The 22,142-nt window shown below is 39.1% G+C and carries 18 protein-coding genes; 12 read left to right on the top strand and 6 right to left on the bottom strand.

The window, feature by feature from the left end; genetic code table 11:
• Positions 1–4 precede the first annotated feature (4 nt).
• Genes RWP09_RS00520 through RWP09_RS00510 form a run of 3 tightly spaced genes read right to left on the bottom strand, consistent with a single transcriptional unit; the run spans position 5 to position 1,109 of the window.
• Positions 5–346: a hypothetical protein gene (locus tag RWP09_RS00520; protein WP_314432813.1), complete on the bottom strand. Its 342-nt coding sequence runs from the start codon at positions 344–346 to the stop codon at positions 5–7.
• Positions 347–356: 10 nt separating this feature from the next.
• Positions 357–899 carry a DUF3278 domain-containing protein gene (locus RWP09_RS00515; RefSeq protein WP_314432812.1) on the bottom strand — a complete coding sequence of 181 codons (543 nt, stop codon included), beginning with the start codon at positions 897–899 and terminating at the stop codon, positions 357–359.
• Positions 900–914: 15 nt separating this feature from the next.
• Positions 915–1,109, bottom strand: a complete 195-nt coding sequence (locus RWP09_RS00510) for a helix-turn-helix transcriptional regulator (RefSeq protein ID WP_001082470.1) — start codon at positions 1,107–1,109, stop codon at positions 915–917.
• 164 nt (positions 1,110–1,273) lie between these two features.
• Here RWP09_RS00510 and rsmH point away from each other — a divergent pair, with 164 nt between their 5' ends.
• The 5 genes from rsmH (at position 1,274) to RWP09_RS00485 (ending at position 8,234) form a co-directional block, all read left to right on the top strand.
• A complete protein-coding gene (gene rsmH, locus RWP09_RS00505) occupies positions 1,274–2,224 on the top strand; it encodes a 16S rRNA (cytosine(1402)-N(4))-methyltransferase RsmH (RefSeq protein WP_314432811.1) in 951 nt (316 codons plus the stop codon).
• A 9-nt stretch (positions 2,225–2,233) separates the two neighbouring features.
• The gene (gene ftsL / locus RWP09_RS00500; protein WP_000227824.1) at positions 2,234–2,551 is read left to right on the top strand and encodes a cell division protein FtsL; all 318 of its coding nucleotides are present in this window, start codon (positions 2,234–2,236) and stop codon (positions 2,549–2,551) included.
• A gap of 3 nt (positions 2,552–2,554) precedes the next feature.
• On the top strand, positions 2,555–4,807 hold the full coding sequence (pbp2X, locus tag RWP09_RS00495) for a penicillin-binding protein PBP2X (protein WP_314432810.1): 2,253 nt from the start codon (positions 2,555–2,557) through the stop codon (positions 4,805–4,807).
• A gap of 1 nt (position 4,808) precedes the next feature.
• Positions 4,809–5,789 (top strand): phospho-N-acetylmuramoyl-pentapeptide-transferase, encoded by a 981-nt coding sequence (gene mraY, locus RWP09_RS00490; protein ID WP_314432809.1) that lies wholly within the window; start codon positions 4,809–4,811, stop codon positions 5,787–5,789.
• A gap of 339 nt (positions 5,790–6,128) precedes the next feature.
• Positions 6,129–8,234 carry an ATP-dependent Clp protease ATP-binding subunit gene (locus tag RWP09_RS00485; RefSeq protein ID WP_314432808.1) on the top strand — a complete coding sequence of 702 codons (2,106 nt, stop codon included), beginning with the start codon at positions 6,129–6,131 and terminating at the stop codon, positions 8,232–8,234.
• Between the two features lie 166 nt (positions 8,235–8,400).
• Here RWP09_RS00485 and RWP09_RS00480 read toward each other — a convergent pair whose 3' ends face one another.
• Both RWP09_RS00480 and RWP09_RS00475 read right to left on the bottom strand, forming a co-directional pair.
• A complete protein-coding gene (locus RWP09_RS00480) occupies positions 8,401–8,883 on the bottom strand; it encodes an S-ribosylhomocysteine lyase (protein ID WP_000032547.1) in 483 nt (160 codons plus the stop codon).
• Positions 8,884–8,977: 94 nt separating this feature from the next.
• Complete coding sequence (locus RWP09_RS00475; RefSeq protein WP_314432807.1) at positions 8,978–10,462, bottom strand: DUF1846 domain-containing protein; 1,485 nt, start codon at positions 10,460–10,462, stop codon at positions 8,978–8,980.
• Positions 10,463–10,614: 152 nt separating this feature from the next.
• On the opposite strand from RWP09_RS00475, the gene RWP09_RS00470 reads away from it, so the two are divergent.
• From RWP09_RS00470 to RWP09_RS00460, 3 genes are all read left to right on the top strand, one after another.
• A complete protein-coding gene (locus tag RWP09_RS00470; RefSeq protein ID WP_314432806.1) occupies positions 10,615–12,225 on the top strand; it encodes an alpha-glucosidase in 1,611 nt (536 codons plus the stop codon).
• Between the two features lie 169 nt (positions 12,226–12,394).
• A complete protein-coding gene (locus RWP09_RS00465) occupies positions 12,395–14,362 on the top strand; it encodes a peptide ABC transporter substrate-binding protein (protein WP_314432805.1) in 1,968 nt (655 codons plus the stop codon).
• Positions 14,363–14,566: 204 nt separating this feature from the next.
• The gene (locus tag RWP09_RS00460) at positions 14,567–16,525 is read left to right on the top strand and encodes a peptide ABC transporter substrate-binding protein (protein ID WP_314432804.1); all 1,959 of its coding nucleotides are present in this window, start codon (positions 14,567–14,569) and stop codon (positions 16,523–16,525) included.
• A 376-nt stretch (positions 16,526–16,901) separates the two neighbouring features.
• Here the strand turns inward: RWP09_RS00460 and RWP09_RS00455 are convergent, their stop codons facing one another.
• On the bottom strand, positions 16,902–17,801 hold the full coding sequence (locus tag RWP09_RS00455) for a hypothetical protein (protein WP_314432803.1): 900 nt from the start codon (positions 17,799–17,801) through the stop codon (positions 16,902–16,904).
• Between the two features lie 726 nt (positions 17,802–18,527).
• Here RWP09_RS00455 and RWP09_RS00450 point away from each other — a divergent pair.
• Genes RWP09_RS00450 through RWP09_RS00435 form a run of 4 tightly spaced genes read left to right on the top strand, consistent with a single transcriptional unit; the run spans position 18,528 to position 22,127 of the window.
• The gene (locus tag RWP09_RS00450; RefSeq protein ID WP_314432802.1) at positions 18,528–19,973 is read left to right on the top strand and encodes an LCP family protein; all 1,446 of its coding nucleotides are present in this window, start codon (positions 18,528–18,530) and stop codon (positions 19,971–19,973) included.
• Between the two features lie 6 nt (positions 19,974–19,979).
• A complete protein-coding gene (gene cps4B, locus RWP09_RS00445) occupies positions 19,980–20,711 on the top strand; it encodes a capsular polysaccharide biosynthesis protein Cps4B (protein WP_078352574.1) in 732 nt (243 codons plus the stop codon).
• Between the two features lie 8 nt (positions 20,712–20,719).
• Positions 20,720–21,412: a CspC family polysaccharide chain length determinant protein gene (locus RWP09_RS00440; RefSeq protein ID WP_078352573.1), complete on the top strand. Its 693-nt coding sequence runs from the start codon at positions 20,720–20,722 to the stop codon at positions 21,410–21,412.
• A 10-nt stretch (positions 21,413–21,422) separates the two neighbouring features.
• On the top strand, positions 21,423–22,127 hold the full coding sequence (locus RWP09_RS00435) for a tyrosine-protein kinase (protein ID WP_261035801.1): 705 nt from the start codon (positions 21,423–21,425) through the stop codon (positions 22,125–22,127).
• Positions 22,128–22,142: the final 15 nt, after the last annotated feature.

Raw genomic sequence — 22,142 nt, 5'->3', positions numbered from 1 at the left:
CCTCCTAAATGAGCGGTTTTTGATTGACTTCTTTAACGAGTTGATAGAAAGTATAGAAGTAAATCAAGCTAAAAGTGCTACAAATTGTTAGAAATACTAGGTATCTCCAATCTGCAGAACTCCTTAAAAGTTGTGGGAGGGATACGAGGATAAAACAGAGAGATACGTTTAGAAGGCGTATTTTTTGGGATTGGATTTTCTGAAGTCTTTGTCCCTTATTCAACAAAGGAAGAAATAAAAGGAAGATAATCAAGAAAGGACGTGTAATTTGTCCAGAAACTAGGAAAAAGGTAATAAAGATACTGACAAAAATGTGACTAATTAGTAAAGTTACTAGTGATTTCATAAGGCACCTCCTAATCCTCGTCTTGATCCTTCTTAGCTTTTGCAATGCGACGGGAGATGAGGAACTGTATGCTCGCTCCGAAGAAAATAGAACCGAGAATGCTTGATACACCATTTCTTATAGTGAGGAGAGAATGAAAATAGTCCCGACCTTCACCTATGAGTATATGGAGAAGAGGAGTTATAAAAAACATCCATAGACCAAAGAACAAACCTGCTTTAAGACCTGGGTAGTATAGTTGCTTACTTTCTTTCTCACTCAGCATATCTGGATCAATAGCTGTAATCCCTGTTTTTTTCATTTGGTAGGTGACATAGCCAGCAGCGATGAGGGCAATCACTAAAATCAGAGGAGGATAGATTAGAGCTACTTCTTGAGGGTATTTATAGGCCAGAAGGAGTGGAATAAGATTTCCGAAAATCATCAGATAAAAGAGGAAGATAAAGACTTGATTGCCGATACGATCAGCCTCGCGTCGTTTGTATTCGTCAAGTGGATCAGAAATACCGTATGTACGTTTGATGAGTTTTTCAGTGAAGGTTTCTTTTTTCATAAGTTTGCTCCTTTTTTAAAAATCATCCTCCCAAAAGAGACTGTTGAGGTCAGTTTGGAGGCTGCGGGCGAGATTGAGACAGAGTTCCAGTGTTGGATTGTACTTGTCGTTCTCAATCATATTGATGGTTTGTCTCGAGACACCGATATCCTTGGCGAGTTCGAGCTGGGAAATGCCCAGTTCCTTGCGAAATTCTTTCACACGATTCATCTGGACTCCTTTCTGAATTATGTCGTATATATTTGACTATATTATATTCTTCTATGGAGTGGATGTCAAGCATATTTGACATATTTTTAAAGAAATCTTACTTTTTTTGACCTATTTGTCTGACTAGTGCAAGCTAGTCGAATTTGTGGTAAAATAGATGGGATATGACAAAAGAATTTCATCATGTAACGGTCTTACTCCACGAAACGATTGATATGCTCGACGTAAAGCCTGACGGTATCTACGTTGATGCGACTTTGGGTGGAGCGGGCCATAGCGAATATTTATTAAGTAAATTAAGTGAAAAAGGCCATCTCTATGCCTTTGACCAGGACCAGAATGCTATTGACAATGCGCAAAAACGTTTGGCACCCTATATCGAAAAAGGGATGGTAACCTTTATCAAGGATAACTTCCGTCATTTACAGGCACGTTTGCGCGAAGCTGGTGTTCAGGAAATTGATGGAATTTGTTATGACTTGGGAGTGTCTAGTCCTCAATTGGACCAGCGTGAGCGTGGTTTTTCTTATAAAAAGGATGCGCCACTGGACATGCGCATGAATCAGGATGCTAGTCTGACAGCCTATGAGGTAGTGAACCACTATGACTATCATGACTTGGTTCGTATTTTCTTCAAATATGGCGAGGACAAATTCTCTAAACAGATTGCCCGTAAGATTGAACAGGCACGTGAAGTCAAGCCAATCGAGACAACGACTGAGCTGGCAGAGATTATCAAGTCGGCCAAACCTGCCAAGGAGCTCAAGAAGAAGGGTCATCCTGCCAAGCAGATTTTCCAGGCTATTCGAATTGAAGTCAATGATGAACTGGGAGCGGCAGATGAATCCATTCAGCAGGCTATAGAGATGTTGGCTCTAGATGGTAGAATTTCAGTGATTACCTTTCATTCCTTGGAAGACCGCTTGACTAAGCAGTTGTTTAAGGAAGCTTCAACAGTTGAAGTTCCCAAAGGTTTGCCTTTCATTCCAGATGATCTCAAGCCCAAGATGGAATTGGTAGCCCGTAAGCCAATCTTGCCAAGTGCAGAAGAATTAGAAGCCAATAACCGCTCGCATTCAGCTAAGTTGCGCGTGGCCAGAAGAATTTACAAGTAAGAGGAAAAAATGGTAGATAAGAAAGAAACAACCAGTCAATTCTTGCAGAATCGTATAAAAAAATTCTCCCGTGTGGAGAAGGCTTTTTATCTTTCCATCGCTTTTACGGCTCTCGTCTTAGCAGTAAGTATTATCTTTATGCAGACACGACTCTTGCAAGTGCAAAGTGATTTGACAAAAATCAATGCCCAGATAGAGGAGAAGAAGACAGAGCTGGACGATGCCAAGCAGGAAGTGAATGAATTGATTCGTTCAGAGCGCTTGAAAGAAATTGCAGATAAAAAAGATTTGAAATTGAATAATGAAAATATCCGAACAGCGGAGTAAGATATGAAATGGACAGAAAAAATAACCCGATTTGCGGTAAAAAATCGTAAATCTCCAGCAGAAAACCGTAGAATAGTCGGCAAGTACATCAGTTTGTTAGCTGTCGTACTTTTCGCTATCTTTTTGGTCAATTTTGCTGTTATTATCGGGAGTGGTAGTAAGTTTGGAGCGGATCTAGTAAAAGAAGCTAAGAAAGTTCACCAAACAACTCGCACAGTTCCTGCTAAGCGTGGAACTATTTATGACCGTAATGGTGTACCCATCGCTGAAGATGCGACCTCCTATAACGTATATGCTGTTATTGATAAAAAATACAAGTCGGCAACGGGGAAAATTCTTTATGTAGAGGATTCTCAGTTTAATAAGGTAGCAGAAGTTTTCCATAAATATTTGGATATGGATGAAGCTTATGTAAAAGAGCAGCTGGCTCAACCAAATCTGACCCAAGTTTCTTTTGGTGCAAAAGGAAATGGGATTACCTATGCCAATATGATGGCGATTAAAAAAGAATTAAAAGAGGCTAGTGTCGAAGGAATTGACTTTACAACTAGCCCTAACAGAAGCTATCCAAATGGACAATTTGCTTCTAGTTTTATTGGTTTAGCCCAACTTCATGAAAATGAGGATGGTAGCAAGAGTTTGTTAGGAACTTCTGGTTTAGAGAGTTCCTTGAATACGATTCTTGCAGGGACAGATGGGATTATTACCTATGAAAAAGATCGTTTAGGAAATATCGTCCCAGGTACGGAACAGATATCACAGAAGACTGTGAATGGTAAGGATGTTTATACAACATTGTCTAGTCCGCTACAATCTTTCATGGAAACTCAGATGGATGCCTTTCTAGAAAAAGTAAAAGGTAAGTACATGACCGCGACCTTGGTCAGTGCTAAGACAGGTGAAATCCTCGCTACTACTCAAAGACCTACCTTTAATGCAGACACTAAGGATGGTATCACTAAAGACTTTGTTTGGCGCGATATCCTCTATCAGAGTAACTATGAACCAGGATCAACCATGAAGGTGATGATGTTGGCAGCAGCTATTGATAATAAGACTTTCCCTGGTGGAGAATACTTTAACAGTAGCGAGTTGAAACTGGCAGATGCAACCATTCGAGATTGGGACGTTAACGAAGGTTTGACAAGTGGTGGAACGATGACCTTTTCTCAAGGTTTTGCCCACTCTAGTAATATCGGGATGACCTTGCTCGAGCAGAAAATGGGAGATGAGACTTGGCTGGATTATCTCAATCGCTTTAAGTTTGGGGTGCCGACGCGTTTTGGTCTGACCGATGAGTATTCAGGTCAATTGCCTGCAGATAATATTGTTAATATTGCCATGAGTGCATTTGGTCAGGGGATTTCTGTAACGCAGACCCAGATGCTACGTGCTTTTACAGCCATTGCCAACGATGGGGTTATGTTGGAACCAAAATTTATCAGTGCCCTTTATGATCCAAATGACCAGTCTGTTCGTAAGTCTCAAAAGGAAATAGTCGGGAATCCTGTATCGAAAGAAGCGGCATCAGTCACGCGTGACCATATGGTTATGGTTGGAACAGACCCTACATATGGAACTATGTATAATCATAGTACAGGCAAGGCAACTGTCAATGTCCCGGGTCAGAATGTGGCCCTTAAATCAGGGACTGCGCAGATTGCGGATGAGAAAAATGGTGGTTATCTTACAGGTTCAACAAACTACATTTTCTCAGTTGTTTCTATGCACCCAGCAGAAAATCCTGACTTTATTCTCTATGTGACGGTTCAACAACCTGAGCATTACTCAGGTATTCAACTTGGAGAGTTTGCCAATCCAATTCTTGAAAGAGCCTCAGCTATGAAAGAATCTCTCAATCTTCAATCTCCTGCTAAGAATTTAGATCAAGTGACGACAGAGTCTTCTTATGCAATGCCTAGCATCAAGGATATTTCACCTGGTGATTTGGCGGAAGCTTTACGCCGAAATATTGTGCAACCAATCGTTGTAGGTACTGGAACAAAGATTAAAGAATCATCTGTAGAAGAAGGGACCAATCTTGCACCAAACCAACAAGTTCTCCTTTTATCGGATAAGGTAGAAGAAATTCCAGACATGTATGGCTGGAAAAAAGAGACTGCTGAGACCTTTGCTAAATGGTTGGATATTGAACTGGAATTTGAAGGTTCAGGTTCCGTCGTTCAGAAGCAAGATGTTCGGACTAATACAGCTATCAAAAACATTAAAAAAATTAAATTAACTTTAGGAGACTAATATGTTTATTTCTATCAGTGCTGGGATTGTGACATTTTTACTAACTTTAGTAGGAATTCCGGCCTTTATCCAATTTTATAGAAAGGCGCAAATTACAGGCCAGCAGATGCATGAGGATGTCAAACAGCATCAAGCAAAAGCTGGCACGCCCACAATGGGCGGTTTGGTTTTCTTAATTGCTTCTGTTTTGGTTGCTTTCTTTTTTGCCCTATTTAGTAACCAATTCAGCAATAATGTAGGAATGATTTTGTTTATTTTGGTCTTATATGGCTTGGTTGGTTTTTTAGATGATTTCCTCAAAGTCTTTCGCAAGATTAATGAGGGGCTAAACCCCAAGCAGAAATTGGCTCTTCAGCTTTTAGGTGGAGTTATCTTCTATCTTTTCTATGAGCGTGGGGGCGATATCCTGTCTGTATTTGGTTATCCAGTTCATTTGGGATTTTTCTATATTGTATTCGCTCTTTTCTGGCTAGTAGGTTTTTCAAACGCAGTCAACTTGACAGATGGTATTGATGGTTTGGCTAGTATTTCAGTGGTGATTAGCTTATCTGCCTATGGAGTTATTGCCTATGTTCAAGGTCAGATGGATATTCTTCTAGTGATTCTTGCCATGATTGGTGGTTTGCTCGGTTTCTTCGTCTTTAACCATAAGCCCGCCAAGGTCTTTATGGGTGATGTGGGAAGTTTGGCCCTAGGTGGAATGCTAGCAGCGATTTCTATGGCCCTCCACCAAGAATGGACTCTCTTGATTATCGGAATTGTTTATGTCTTTGAAACAACTTCGGTCATGATGCAAGTCGGCTATTTCAAAATGACTGGTGGCAAACGTATTTTCCGTATGACGCCTGTGCATCACCATTTTGAGCTTGGAGGATTGTCTGGTAAAGGAAATCCTTGGAGCGAGTGGAAGGTTGACTTCTTCTTTTGGGGAGTTGGGCTTCTAGCAAGTCTTTTGACCCTAGCGATTTTATATTTGATGTAAGAATGGCACCCTGATGTTTCAGGGTGTTTTTGCTGTTTAAAAAATATTGGTCAATTAAAGTCAAATCTCTTGACCTTTTCTGACCAATGTGATATATTATGAACGTAAGGTAAATGAAAGCCTTACTAGAACGCTTATTTAAAGTGAAATAGAAAGAGGTGGGGTCTATGTTTAATCTAGAAATCTTCAGAAGTAAAGATAGTCTACTCCTGCTTGAAAAAGAAAAACCAGAAATAGTACGTAGAGTAGCGATTTAGCTAGTCTAAATTTTTTAAAACAAAGGTCAAAGATAGTCAATATCAGTAATCATAACTAAGTAAACAAAAAGAGGTAAAGAATATGAATAACAACTTTAATAATTTTAACAACATGGATGATTTATTTAACCAATTGATGGGTGGTATGCGAGGATACAGTTCTGAAAATCGCCGTTACTTGATTAATGGACGTGAAGTGACACCTGAGGAATTTGCTCACTATCGTGCAACTGGTCAATTGCCAGGAAATGCAGAAGCTGATGGACAAATGCCACAACAGGCATCAGGTATGAAACAAGACGGTGTCCTTGCAAAACTAGGTCGAAACTTGACTGCAGAAGCGCGTGAGGGCAAGCTGGATCCTGTTATCGGACGAAACAAGGAAATTCAAGAAACATCTGAAATTCTTTCACGTCGTACCAAGAATAATCCTGTTTTGGTCGGAGACGCAGGTGTTGGTAAGACAGCAGTTGTCGAAGGTCTAGCACAAGCCATTGTGAATGGTGATGTTCCAGCTGCTATTAAGAATAAGGAAATTATTTCCATTGATATCTCAGGTCTTGAGGCTGGCACTCAATATCGCGGTAGTTTTGAAGAAAACGTTCAAAACCTAGTAAATGAAGTGAAAGAAGCAGGGAATATTATTCTCTTCTTTGATGAAATTCACCAAATTCTCGGCGCTGGTAGCACTGGTGGAGACAGTGGTTCTAAGGGGCTTGCGGATATTCTCAAGCCAGCCCTCTCTCGTGGTGAATTGACAGTGATTGGGGCAACGACTCAAGACGAATACCGTAACACCATCTTGAAGAATGCAGCTCTTGCTCGTCGTTTCAACGAAGTCAAGGTCAATGCTCCTTCAGCAGAGGATACATATAAAATTCTTCAAGGAATTCGTGACCTCTATCAACAACACCACAATGTCATCTTGCCAGATGAAGTTTTGAAAGCAGCGGTGGATTATTCTGTTCAGTATATTCCTCAACGTAGCTTGCCAGATAAGGCTATCGACCTTGTCGATGTTACGGCAGCTCACTTGGCAGCACAACATCCAGTAACAGATGTGCATGCTGTTGAACGTGAAATTGAGGCAGAAAAAGACAAGCAAGAAAAAGCAGTTGAGTCAGAAGATTTTGAAGCAGCTCTAAACTATAAAACACGTATTGCAGAATTGGAAAAGAAAATCGAAAACCACACAGAAGATATGAAAGTGACTGCAAGTGTCAACGATGTGGCTGAATCTGTTGAACGAATGACGGGTATCCCAGTGTCACAAATGGGAGCGTCAGATATCGAACGTTTGAAAGATATGGCTCGTCGCTTGCAAGACAAGGTTATCGGCCAAGACAAGGCAGTTGAAGCTGTAGCCCGTGCCATCCGTCGTAATCGTGCCGGTTTTGATGAAGGTAATCGCCCAATTGGTAGCTTCCTCTTTGTAGGTCCAACTGGAGTTGGTAAGACTGAACTTGCTAAACAATTGGCGCTAGATATGTTTGGAACTAAGGACGCAATCATCCGTTTGGATATGTCTGAATACAGTGATCGAACAGCCGTTTCTAAGCTAATCGGTACAACAGCAGGCTATGTGGGTTATGATGACAATAGCAATACCTTGACAGAGCGTGTGCGTCGCAATCCTTACTCTATCATTCTCTTGGATGAGATTGAAAAGGCTGATCCTCAAGTCATTACCCTTCTCCTCCAAGTTCTAGATGATGGTCGTTTGACAGATGGTCAAGGAAATACAGTAAACTTCAAGAACACTGTCATTATTGCGACTTCAAATGCTGGTTTTGGCTATGAAGCCAACTTGACAGAAGATGCGGACAAACCAGAATTGATGGACCGTTTGAAACCATTCTTCCGTCCAGAGTTCCTCAACCGCTTTAACGCGGTTATCGAGTTCTCGCACTTGACTAAGGAAGATCTTTCTAAAATTGTGGACTTGATGTTGGCTGAAGTTAACCAAACCTTGGCTAAGAAAGACATTGATTTAGTAGTCAGTCAAGTGGCTAAAGACTATATCACAGAAGAAGGCTATGATGAAGTCATGGGTGTTCGTCCTCTCCGTCGCGTGGTTGAACAAGAAATTCGGGATAAGGTGACAGACTTCCACTTGGATTACCTAGATGCCAAACACCTAGAAGCAGATATGGAAGATGGTGGTTTGGTTATTCGTGAGAAAGCCTAATACTCTTCGAGAATCTCTTCAAACCACGTCAGCTTCGCCTTGCCGTACTCAAGTACTGTCTGTGGCTAGCTTCCTAGTTTGCTTTTTGATTTTCATTGAGTATAAGCCAAGATTTTGAGAATAAAAAAGAAGGAACCGGCTGAAAAAACTGGTTCCTTTTTTACGTTTAAATCACATGACGTTCAAAGGCATCATCTGAAATCCCTTGTTCTAGAATGAGTTTAGCCCATTCCTTAGCAGAAAAGAGGCTGTGGTCTTTGTAGTTACCGCAAGATTCGATGGTTGTTCCAGGGACATCTTCCCAAGTAGTAGTCTCAGCGATTTCCTTGAGCGAATCCTTGATAACAGCCGCAATCTCAGCGCTAGTATGACGTCCCCACATAATCATGTGGAAACCTGTACGGCAGCCAAATGGTGAACAGTCAATCATACCGTCGATGCGGGTACGGATGAGTTTTGCTAAGAGGTGCTCGATGGTGTGAAGGCCAGCGGTAGGGATCGAGTCTTCATTTGGTTGCACCAAGCGAATATCATAATTGGAGATGATGTCTCCCTTTGGTCCTGTTTCTTCCCCGATCAAGCGAACATAGGGTGCTTTAACAATGGTGTGGTCAAGTTCAAAACTTTCAACAATAACTTCTTTTGACATGGTAAATCCTTTCAGTTTTCTCCTTTCATTATAACATAAAGCCGGCTCTTGAGATAGAGAGAAAACCTCTCCGAGAGTGGAGAGGTTGAAATCTTTATTTACGATACAAGCGGTCATATTGGTAGTATGGGTCAAAGGTTACGTTGATACCCAGTTTACGAAGGACATTCTTGTCTTCATCTGTCAAGATGATAGTTGAGTGAGCTTCGCTTCCTTTGAGGTTGCCAAGTTCTTCCATAGCACGAGCAGCATCAGGATTTTCTGTAGCTGTGATAGCCAGTGCAATCAGGATTTCATTTGAATGAAGGCGTGGATTGCGGCTACCGAGATGATCGATTTTAAGACCTTGGATTGGCTTAACAACTTCAGGCTCGATCAGTTTTACTTCTTTAGCGATGTCAGCTGATTTTTTGATGGCGTTGATAAGAGCAGCGGCTGTAGGGCCAAAGAGTTCTGAGTTCTTACCTGTGACGATTTCCCCATTTGGTAATTCAAGGGCTAGGGCTGGTCCGCCAGTTTCTTCTGCTTTTTGACGCGCAACGACAGCAACCTTGCGGTCTGCAGGTGTGATACCGAGGTCGTTCATAAGCAACTCAATTTTCTTGACAGCAGATTCGCCCACTTTTTCGGCCTTGAAATCAAGAACAGTCTGATAGTAGCGACGGATGATTTCTTGTTTAGAGGCTTCGATAGCAGCCTCATTATCTGTAATAGCGAAACCAACCATGTTGACACCCATATCTGTCGGAGAAGCGTATGGAGACTCTCCAAGAATGCGTTCCAACATGCGCTTGAGCACTGGGAAAATCTCGATATCACGGTTGTAGTTGACAGTGGTTTCTCCGTAGGTTTGGAGATGGAAGGGGTCAATCATGTTGACATCATCAAGGTCAGCTGTGGCAGCCTCGTAGGCTAAATTGACTGGGTGATGAAGGGGAAGATTCCAAACTGGGAAGGTTTCAAATTTAGCGTAACCAGACTTGATACCATTGATTTGGTCGTGGTACATGTTGGACATACAAGTTGCCAATTTTCCAGAACCAGGTCCAGGAGCAGTTACGACGATCAAGTTGCGACTGGTTTTGATGTAGTCGTTTTTCCCCATACCTTCAGGAGAAATAATGTGGTCCATATCCGTCGGATATCCTTTGATTGGATAATGAAGATAAGACTCAATTCCGTTTTTCTCGAGTTGGTTGCGGAAGGCATCTGCAGCTGGTTGGCCAGCGTACTGTGTAATGACCACTGAGCCAACAAAAATGCCTAATTCATTGAATTTGTCAATTAAACGAAGAACTTCTTGGTCATAAGAAATGCCCAAGTCACCACGTGCTTTGGAATGTTCGATGTTGCTAGCGTTAATGGCAATCACAACCTCAACCTGCTCTTTCAACTCTTGCAAGAGCTTGATTTTGTTGTCTGGCTCATATCCAGGAAGAACACGAGCAGCGTGGAAATCTTCTAGCATTTTGCCACCAAACTCCAAGTAGAGCTTGCCGTCAAATTGGTTAATGCGCTCCAAAATGTGGTCGCGCTGTAGATTCAAATATTGTTCAGAACTAAAAGCTTGTTTTTTCATTTTTTTACCTCTGACCTCTATTATAATAAAAAATTGGCAGTTAGGAAACTGTGGAGTTAAAAAAGGAATCAAAAAGATTAGGCAAACGCTTGCACAAAATTTCGAAAAGCGCTATCATAGACTATAAATCATGAAAATAATGAGGTAAGAAGATGCAAGAAAAATGGTGGCACAATGCCGTAGTCTATCAAGTTTATCCTAAGAGCTTTATGGATAGTAATGGAGATGGAATTGGTGATTTGCCAGGTATTACCAGTAAGTTAGACTATTTAGCTAAGTTAGGAATCACGGCGATTTGGCTTTCTCCCGTTTATGACAGCCCTATGGACGATAATGGCTACGATATTGCTGATTATCAAGCGATTACAGCTATTTTTGGAACCATGGAGGATATGGACCAACTCATCGCAGAAGTTAAGAAGCGTGATATTCGTATCATCATGGACTTGGTAGTCAATCATACCTCGGATGAACATGCTTGGTTTGTCGAGGCCTGTGAAAATCCTGACAGCCCTGAGAGAGACTACTATATCTGGCGGGATGAACCTAACGATTTAGATTCTATCTTTAGTGGTTCTGCTTGGGAATACGATGAAAAGTCGGGTCAGTACTATCTCCACTTTTTCAGCAAGAAACAGCCCGATCTTAACTGGGAAAATGAAAAACTTCGCCAGAAAATCTATGAGATGATGAACTTCTGGATTGATAAAGGCATTGGCGGTTTCCGTATGGATGTCATTGACATGATTGGGAAAATTCCTGACGAGAAGGTAGTCAATAATGGTCCTATGCTCCATCCCTATCTCAAGGAAATGAATCAGGCGACCTTTGGAGATAAGAATCTTTTGACAGTGGGAGAGACATGGGGAGCAACGCCAGAGATTGCTAAGCTCTACTCGGATCCAAAGGGGCAAGAGTTGTCTATGGTCTTCCAGTTTGAGCATATCTGTCTTCAGTATCAGGAAGGTCAGCCTAAATGGCACTATCAAAAAGAGCTGAATATTGCCAAGTTAAAAGAGATTTTCAACAAATGGCAGACAGAGTTAGGAGTTGAAGATGGCTGGAATTCGCTCTTCTGGAATAATCATGACCTTCCTCGTATCGTCTCAATCTGGGGAAATGACCAAGAATACCGCGAAAAATCTGCCAAAGCCTTTGCTATCTTGCTTCATCTCATGAGAGGGACTCCTTATATCTACCAAGGTGAGGAAATTGGGATGACCAACTATCCCTTTGAAACGCTGGACCAAGTAGAAGATATTGAATCTCTTAACTATGCGCGTGAGGCTCTTGACAAAGGTGTTTCACTGGAAGAAATCATGGACAGTATCCGTGTCATTGGACGTGATAATGCCCGTACTCCGATGCAATGGGATGAGAGCAAAAACGCTGGATTCTCGACAAGTAAACCTTGGTTGGCAGTCAATCCAAACTATCAAGCAATCAACGTTCAAGAAGCGCTGGCAAATCCAGATTCTATTTTCTATACCTATCAGAAGTTGGTCCAAATCCGTAAGGAGAACAGCTGGCTGATTCGAGCTGACTTTGAACTATTGGAAACAGCTGACAAGGTCTTTGCTTATATCCGTAAAGATGGTGACCGTCGATTCTTAGTCGTAGCTAACTTGTCCAATGAAGAGCAAGACTTGACCGTAGAAGGAAGCGTCAAATCAGTCTTGATTGAAAACACCTTAGCTCAAGAAGTCTTTGAAAAACAAAACTTGGCTCCATGGGATGCTTTCTGTGTGGAAATGACTGACTAAAAAGTGAGAACCTCAAGCTTATAGAGTTTGAGGTTTTGCTAAAAGTTTTTTAGAGAACTCTTTTAAAAATATTTTTTAGAATTTTCTAAAAAATCTGTCGAAAGCTCTTGCATTTAGAATAAAATAGAGTATAATGGTGGAAATAACATATTACTAAAGGAGTTTGGTTATGAAATCTAAAAAGTGGATTTTAGGAGCAGGATTAACGATGAGTGCAGTCCTTCTTTTAACGGCTTGTGGGAAAAGTGATAAGAAAGCAGATGCCCCGAGGAGTTTTTCTTATGTTTATGCAGTAGATCCGTCTTCCTTGGATTATAGCATTACGAGTAAAAGTTCGACCTCTGACGTGATTGGTAATGTTGTTGATGGTCTTTTAGAGAATGATAAATATGGGAATCTTGTTCCGTCTTTAGCAGAGGATTGGACTGTTTCAGCTGATGGTTTGACTTACACTTACAAACTTCGTAAGGGAGTGAAGTGGTATACTTCTGAAGGGGAGGAGTATGCAGAAGTTAAGGCTCAGGATTTTGTTACAGGTCTGAAACATGCAGCAGATGGTAAGTCAGATGGTCTTTCTTTGATTGAAAAATCAATCAAAGGTTTAGAGGCCTATGTTAGTGGTGAGACAAATGATTTCTCAACTGTAGGTGTGAAGGCTCTTGATGATTATACGGTAGAATATACCCTTAATAACCCGGAAAGTTTTTGGAACTCTAAAGTAACCACAGCAACCATGCTTCCTGTAAATGAAGAATTTTTGAATGCAACAGGCAAGGATTACGGAGCGCCAACCCCATCAAGTATTCTTTACAATGGTCCATATTTTTTGAAATCTTTGATTTCTAAATCTGTGATTGAATATGAAAAAAATCCTAACTATTGGGATAAGGACAATGTTAAAATTGATAATGTTAAATTGACATTCTATGATGGTTCAGATCAAGAATCCTTAATTCGTAGCTTTACACAAGGTGCCTATACCACTGCACGTCTTTTTCCAGCAAGCTCAAACTTTGAGTCAACTAAGAAAGAGTACGGAGATAAGATTGTTTATAGTCCACAAGAGGCAACAAGCTACTACCTCACTGTGAACGTAAACCGCCAGTCTTACAATAAAACAGCTAAAACAGATGAGTCACAAAAAACATCAACAAAAGAAGCTCTTCTCAATAAGAACTTCCGTCAGGCTCTTAATTTTGCATTTAATCGCCACGCCTATACAGCTCAATTAAACGGTGAAGAGGGTGCGGATAAGATTATTCGTAATAGTCTAGTGCCAGATAATTATGTTCAAGTAGCAGGTAAGACCTTCGGACAGTTGGCTCAGGATGAACTACTGAAATATGGAGAACAGTGGAAAGATGTGACTCTCACAGATGGTAAGGATACAATTTACAATCCAACAAAGGCTAAATCTGCATTTGAAAAAGCGAAGTCAGAATTGCAAGTTAAGGGAGTGAGTTTCCCGATTCATTTGGATGTGCCTGTTGAGCAAACTGATGTAGTTGCGGTTCAACAAACCAATTCGCTAAAACAATCAATTGAAGAAACGCTTGGAACGGAGAATGTAATTATAGATGTTCTTCAAATGACAGATAATGAGAAGGAAAGTATTACTTCTCAAGCTAAAGTTCCAACCCAAAAAGATTATGATTTGAACGGAACAGGTTGGGGACCAGATTACCAAGATCCAGCAACCTATCTCAATATTTTAGATGCTAAGAAGGGTTCTGCCTTGAAACATCTAGGTATAACAAAGGGCAAGGATCCTGAAGTTATGGCGAAAGTTGGCTTGGATGAATACAAGAAGCTCTTGGATGATGCGGCTTCTGAGATAAGTAATCTTGATAAACGATACGAAAAGTATGCCAAAGCACAGGCTTGGGTTACTGATAGTTCACTTCTTATTCCAGTTGCTTCTTCAGGGGGCTCTCCTATGGTTAGTCGTACTGTTCCATTTACCAAAGCTTATTCACAGGTCGGTATTAAGGGGGATCCGTTTATTTTTAAAGGAATGGAACTTCAAAATGATATTGTGACAACGAAAGAGTATGATGCGGCCTTCAAAAAGTGGCAAAAGGAAAAACTGGAATCGAATGCTCAGTATCAAAAGGATTTAGAAAAACACGTAAAATGAGTTTAGGCTTGTTTTCACAAATAATTTTTAATCAATAAATCGCATAAAAACAAGGGAAGACTGTATGAAAGACAGAAATCCTTTGTTTTTTTAATGCCTAGAGTTTATAAACTTCCATTATAGAAATTCAATTAACTTTACAAATCCCCACTAATTTGGTAAAATAAACTTATGTTATAAAAACTAACATAAAGGAGAAAGAAGATGAATACCAAAAAGCGTGTCCTTAGTGCAGGCCTGACTTTTGTGGCTGCTCTGCTTTTAGCTGCTTGCGGTCAATCAGGTTCAGATACAAAAACTTACTCATCAACCTTTAGTGGAAATCCAACTACATTTAACTATTTATTAGACTATTACGCCGATAATACATCGATTATAACCAACCTAGTTGATGGTTTGCTTGAAAATGACAATTATGGGAATCTAGTTTCATCTTTGGCAGAAGACTGGTCTGTTTCGAACGACGGTCTGACTTATACCTACAAATTGAGAAAAGATGCCAAATGGTTCACAGCTGACGGTGAAGAGTACGCCCCAGTTAAGGCACAAGATTTTGTGACAGGTATCAAGTATGCAGTGGATAATAAATCACAGGCCATTGACCTGATTCAAAATTCAATCAAGGGATTGAATGATTATATTACAGGAGCGGATTCTGACTTTTCTAAGGTTGGGGTGAAGGCCATTGATGACCAGACTATTGAGTACACTTTGACACGCCCAGAGCCTTACTGGAATTCAAAAACAACCAACAGTATTCTTTTCCCAGTAAACGAAGAGTTTTTAAATTCAAAAGGGAAAGATTTTGGAACCCTATCTCCAGATAGCATTCTTTACAGTGGACCTTACTTGTTAAAAGATTTCACATCAAAGTCATCGATCGAGTATGTGAAGAATCCGCATTACTATGATCATGACAAAGTATCGATTGAACACGTAAAATTGGCTTATTTTGATGGCTCAGACCAAGAATTGACCATCCGTAACTTTGAAAGTGGAGCCTACTCAATCGCTGGGGTTTATCCAAATAGTTCTAACTTTGCTAAGACCAAGGAGAAATATAAGGATAATATCGTCTATAGCTTGCAGGACAAGACTTCTTGGTATTTCAATTTCAACGTCAATCGTAAGGCTTACAACCATACATCTAAAACGACAGATGAGCAGAAGAAGTCAACTGAGACCGCTGTCTTGAACAAGAACTTCCGTCAAGCGGTGAACTTTGCCTTGGACCGCACAGCCTATTCTGCCCAATCAAATGGGGAAGAAGCGGCTAGCAAGACCCTTCGTAACACTCTAGTTCCTCCTACATTTGTCCAAGTTGGAGACAAGACCTTTGGAGAAGTAGTCGCTTCTAAATTGGTCAACTATGGCACAGAATGGTCAGGTATTAACTTGGCAGATGCTCAGGATGCCTATTTTAACAAAGAAAAAGCCCAAGTAAAATTTGCAGAAGCTAAAAAAGACTTGGCAAGTCAAGGTGTGACCTTCCCAATTCACTTGGATATAGCTGTTGATCAGACAAATAAAAATGCTGTGACTGGTATGAATTCTGTGAAACAGACTCTTGAGTCTGTTTTAGGTGCTGATAATCTTGTTATTGACGTTCAACAACTCTCTACAGATGAGTATAATAACGTAGCCTTCTTAGCTCCTACTCCCAATGCAAGAGATTATGATTTAAGTTTTGATGGTTGGGTAGCGGATTATCAGGATCCATCTACTTACCTCAATCCTTTCAATGCAGAGGATGGATTCTATCTTAAGATTTTTGGTCTAGATGCCAAGGAAGATAAAGCGAAGATTGCTAGCTTGGGGCTTGATACCTACACTAAGATGCTCAAAGATGCAGATAGTGAAAATAAAGATGTAGCCAAACGCTATGAAAAATATGCTGAAGCACAGGCTTGGATGATTGATAACTCTCTCATTATGTCAGCCATGTCAAGTGGTGGTACAGCATCTGTAACCAAAGTAACGCCATTTACAAGAGGCTATTCATTGGTTGGTATCAAGGGTGATGGCAATAACTACAAGTACATGAAACTGCAAAAAGACACTGTGACGACTAAGCAATTTGAAGAAGCCAAGACTAAATGGGAGCAAGAAAGCAAAAAAGCAATCGAAAAAACTCAAAAAGAAGCAGAAAATCATGTTAAATAATGATGAGCAGTTCTATGGGATGGTTTTTATAAAGCTGTCTTAATAGGGCTGTTTTTTGCTATACGGGCTGGTAGTTGTCTGGTTATGTTGAATTGTGAATGAAATGCAATATTGAGTTTGATTGTTTAATGCTCAATGAAAATCAAAGAGCAACTAAGAAGATATACACAGAATTTCAAAGACTGGTCAAAAAGTCTTTAAAATTAGAAAACGCATAGTATCAAGTGTTGAAGTCTTGATATTATGCGTTCTATTATGAGAAGATTTGCTTCATTTTTCCTGAAATTGAGTTTTGCCCAGATTTTTTGGATTATTTATGTAACATTTGAGAGTTATCGCATTAATACGAAATAACATTTTTATGCTCTTTATTTTTCTATGTAATTCCAACAAATGGCATAATCCCAGTCATTGGCTTATAGCCATCAATCATGTCACTTCGAGGAGTCGTACTATCTATATAGACATTAAAATAGAATTTATTATTGTTGTTATTGTATTGATTTATGCAATCAAAACAGCCAATTTCCCACGCACACCATTGTCTTATTTGATTATTCCCTCCTCTCAATTTTAACTCGCTATTCAAGGTTCTAAGAAATAAAATTTGATGAGATGAGTTCAATTCTCTAATTAAACTATCCTTTAACTTAAGTGTTTGCATTTTTGTGTTATGCATCCAATCTACATATAGATATATACCGTTATCATATAAACACTTAAACAAAGCGATTGTGAATAGCTGATCAGTATATGCATGCGATAAAAATACTTTCGGCATGTTTTTAGGCTGATATTTAGAATTCAGTTTAGATAACCATTCTGGAATAGAGTTTTCTGAATATTTTCCATCAATTTCGTTTGTCAAAGTATCGAAGTTTTTTCCTAAATATTGATTGATTTGGCTAACTATATTTTCAAATACTCTTCTAATATCTAGTACACTATCCTTGTTTTTATTAAATACATGGTCAATAATTGCTTTTATAGCAACATCGTTATCTTGATATTCATTTACGGAGTAGTCTCTATCTATTGATAAAAGGATAAGTAGTTCGCTACGTGTCAGAAAGTAATTTCTAGGATTATATTTTGTATTTTTCGACGTTATATCTAGTATTTTATCCTCAAGTTTTTTTATTATTTTGATAAGTGTGTCTGTAAAGTCAATGATAGCAGGATGAAATTCAAGTTCATCCATTAGTGGGATTCCGTACTCTTCTAATAAATATGTACGACTTAACTTAACTGAATCAGAGGTATTTTTTTCTACCATTTCTGCCTCCTTACTTCGTATTACAAATCAGAATTATTACAGTGATTATTGAAATCAGACCGTACGGTAATAATACTATTTTTCTTGAAAAAGCTACGCAGAAAATACTCTCGTGAAATATTGGCGTCATTTCAAATGTTTCGATTCTATTTCTAGAAATTTTTTCCATTCTAATTTTGTCATATAATTTTCGAAATGCTCTTTCTACCATTAAATAATAAGCATCATGGAACCAAAATAATATTGTAGCGCACAGTATTATCCATAAGAGGAAATTATTTTTATTTGTTAACCAGTATGCATACATTGCTCCAATCGATGTTATAGCCCATCCTTTCACGATGAATGAGTTTGATGCCATTCTTGCTATGTTAGTCTGTATCATTTTTAAATGTTCAATTCTTACAGTAAATTCATTTTTCATTGATGTGCTCTCTGTTATCAAAATATTTATATAAAAAATTATATATTATACTGAAAGTATATCGAAAAAATTATTTCAAGTCAATAATTGTAGTAAATTTGTAAAAATCTACTGACTTTATTGTCTCAAAAAGATAAAAACATCGTCCCTTCTCTTGGGAAACAGTATTACTTGTTATAGTGAGAAAGTGAAAGTCGATATGACCCCATTTATATATCAAGAGATGTTTATAAACTCGGTAAATGTAGAATTTATCGTAAAAAAGTGATATAATAGTAGCATTAAATGTATAGGTGTTAATCATGAGTAGACGTTTTAAAAAATCACGTTCACAGAAAGTGAAGCGAAGTGTTAATATAGTTTTGCTGACTATTTATTTATTGTTAGTTGGTTTTTTATTGTTCTTAATCTTTAAGTACAATATACTTGCTTTCAGGCACATTAATATAGTGGTCGTAGTTTTTGCTTTGATGGTGGCTGTGATTGCTGCAATATTAATAATTTATAAAAAAGCAGAAAAGTTCACGATTTTCTTTTTAACACTTGCTGTGTTAGTGAGTTCAGTTTCTGTATTTGCTCTGCAACAATTTGTAGGATTTACAAGTCATATTAATGCAACTTCAAATTATTCAGAGTATTCTCTCAGTGTCGTCGTTTTAAAGGATAGCGATATCAATAATGTTGCCCAATTATCTAGTGTTATGGGGCCAACAGGTACGGATAATGAGAATATTCAAAAGTTAATCGCTGATATTAAGACGAGTCAAAATAAGGAATTGACAGTCGAAGAAAGTAGCTCCTATCTTGCGGCCTATAAGAGCTTACTTGCCGGTGATACAAAGGCAATCCTTCTAAACAGTGTCTTTGAAAATATTATCGAATCAGAATATCCTGACTATGCTTCGAAAATTAAGAAAATCTATACCAAAGAATTAACCAAGACGGTTGAAACTCCAAAAGATGTCAAAGGTGACAGTTTCAACGTTTATATCAGCGGAATTGATACTTACGGTCCAATCAGTTCAGTTTCTCGTTCGGACGTCAATATCATTATGACAGTGAATCGCGAAACTAAAAAGATTCTCTTAACAACAACACCTCGTGATTCCTATGTTCCAATTGCAGATGGAGGCAACAACCAAAAGGATAAGTTGACCCATGCGGGGATTTATGGGGTAGATGCTTCCATTCATACACTAGAAAATCTCTACGGTATTGACCTGAACTATTATGCTCGTTTGAATTTCACTTCTTTCTTGAAATTGATTGATCTTCTCGGTGGAGTTGATGTTTATAATGATCAGGATTTTACATCATTACATGGTAAGTTTCATTTTCCTATAGGGAATGTACATCTTGATTCGGAGCAAGCTCTTGGTTTTGTGCGTGAGCGCTATTCTCTGGCAGATGGAGACCGGGATCGTGGTCGTAACCAGCAAAAGGTCATTGTTGCCATACTGCAAAAATTAACCTCTACAGAAGCTTTGAAAAATTATGACAGTATTATAAAAGGGCTGCAAGATTCGATTCAAACCAATATGCCACTTGAAACCATGATGAATTTGGTTAATGCCCAACTTGAAAGTGGTGGAACTTATAAGATCAATTCACAAGATCTTAAAGGGACAGGGCGTATGGACTTACCATCCTATGCCATGCCTGATAGTAACCTCTACATGATGGAGATAAGTGATAGCAGTTTAGAGTCAGTCAAGGCTGCCATCAATGATGTGATGGAAGGGAAATAAGACAAAATGATTGATATTCATTCGCATATTGTATTTGGTGTGGATGATGGTCCAAAATCTAAGCAAGAAAGTAAGGCGCTTTTGACAGAAGCTTATAGGCAAGGGGTACGGACTATTGTATCGACATCGCATAGACGAAAAGGAATGTTTGAAACTCCTGAGGAGACGATAGAGGCAAATTTCAAAGAAGTGAAGGAACTAGCCAAGGAAGTGGCTCCAGATTTGAACATTCTCTATGGAGCAGAAATTTATTATACCCATGATGTGCTTGAGAAGTTAGAAAAACAGGTAATTCCAAGTCTTAATGGGACACGCTATGCTCTCATTGAGTTTAGTATGACTACCCCTTACAGGGAAATCCATACTGCCTTGAGCAATGTTCTTATGCTTGGGATAACGCCTGTAGTTGCCCATATTGAACGTTATCATGAATTAGAAAATAACGAAAAACGGGTAAAAGAGTTGATTGATATGGGTTGCTACACTCAAATCAATAGTTCAAGTATTTTAAAACCAAAGTTATTTGGGGATAAATATAAATTTATGAAGAAACGAGCTCGCTATTTCCTAGAGCGTGATTTGGTACATTTTGTTGCTAGTGATATGCACAATTTAGACCAAAGACCGCCTTACATGAAAGAAGCTTATGAGATCGTCTCAAAACAATACGGTGAAAGAAAGGCGAGAGAATTGTTTATCGAAAATTCTCGCTTTATCTTGGAAGATCAAATTATTTAGGAGTTGACATGAAAGAAAATAAAGAAATCGGAATTGATGTTGTTCAATTATTTAAAATCCTTTGGAAGAAGAAACTCGTTATCATGCTAACTGCGGTTGTGACAGCTGTACTTGCATTTGGCTTGAGTAGTTTTGTGTTGAAACCGGAATATGCTAGTACAACACGAATCTATGTTGTTAGTCGCAATCAATCTGAAAATACAGGGTTGACGAATCAGGATTTGCAGGCAGGTACCTATCTTGTAAAAGACTATAAGGAAATTATTCTTTCACAAGATGTACTGGAGAAAGTCATTTCAAATCTTAAATTAGAGAAAACAGTTAAAGAACTAACTAAGAAAATCCAGGTGACAGTACCTGTAGATACTCGTATCGTGTCAATCGTGGTAAAAGATGTCCAACCAGAAGAAGCAAGTCGTATCGCAAATGCTCTTCGTGAAGTGGCAGCTGAAAAAATCATCAAGGTAACTCGTGTGTCTGATGTAACAACACTAGAGGAAGCACGACCAGCTTTAACACCTTCATCACCTAATATTCGTCGTAATACTGTACTTGCTTTTCTAGTAGGTGGTGCAGTAATGGTTGTTTCGGTCTTATTACTTGAATTATTGGACGATCGTGTCAAGCGACCAGAAGATGTCGAAGAAGTCATGCAGATTGCACTTTTAGGAATTGTTCCAGATTTGGATAAGTTAAAGTAAGGGAGAAAACATGCCAACATTAGAAATCTCAAAAAAGCGTTTAGATTTTGCTAAAAAAGCTGAAGAACACTATAATGCTTTGCGTACCAATATTCAATTGAGTGGTGATAATTTGAAAGTTCTTGCTATTTCATCGGTCAAACCTGGTGAAGGGAAATCTACAACGTCAACTAATATCGCCTGGGCTTTCGCGCGTGCAGGCTATAAAACATTGCTAGTTGATGCGGATATCCGTAATTCAGTTATGTCTGGTGTCTTCAAGTCGAGGGAAAAAATTACTGGTTTAACTGACTTCTTAGCAGGAACTACTGATCTTTCAAATGGTCTCTGTGATACCAATATTGATAACCTATTTGTTATTCAGGCAGGACCGGTATCACCTAACCCAACGGCTCTCCTGCAGAGTGAAAATTTCCATACCATGATTGATACCCTACGTAAGTATTTTGACTATGTCATTGTGGATACTGCACCGATTGGGATGGTTATTGACGCCGCTATCATTACACAAAAATGTGACGCTTCTATCTTGGTTACGGCAGCTGGAGAGACAAAACGACGTGATGTCTTAAAGGCGAAGGAACAATTAGAACAAACAGGAACTCCTTTTTTAGGTGTAGTTCTAAATAAGTTCAACACCGAAGTTGAAAAATACGGAGCTTATGGTGGTTATGGAGCCTATGGTTCCTATGGAAATTATGGGAAAAAGAAGTAGGTAGAGTTACCTAGG

Origin of the sequence: uncultured Streptococcus sp., assembly GCF_963521255.1 — a bacterium.
Lineage (GTDB): Bacteria > Bacillota > Bacilli > Lactobacillales > Streptococcaceae > Streptococcus.
Note: the sequence above shows the minus strand (reverse complement) of the source record. Positions and strands in the feature narration are given on the sequence as shown.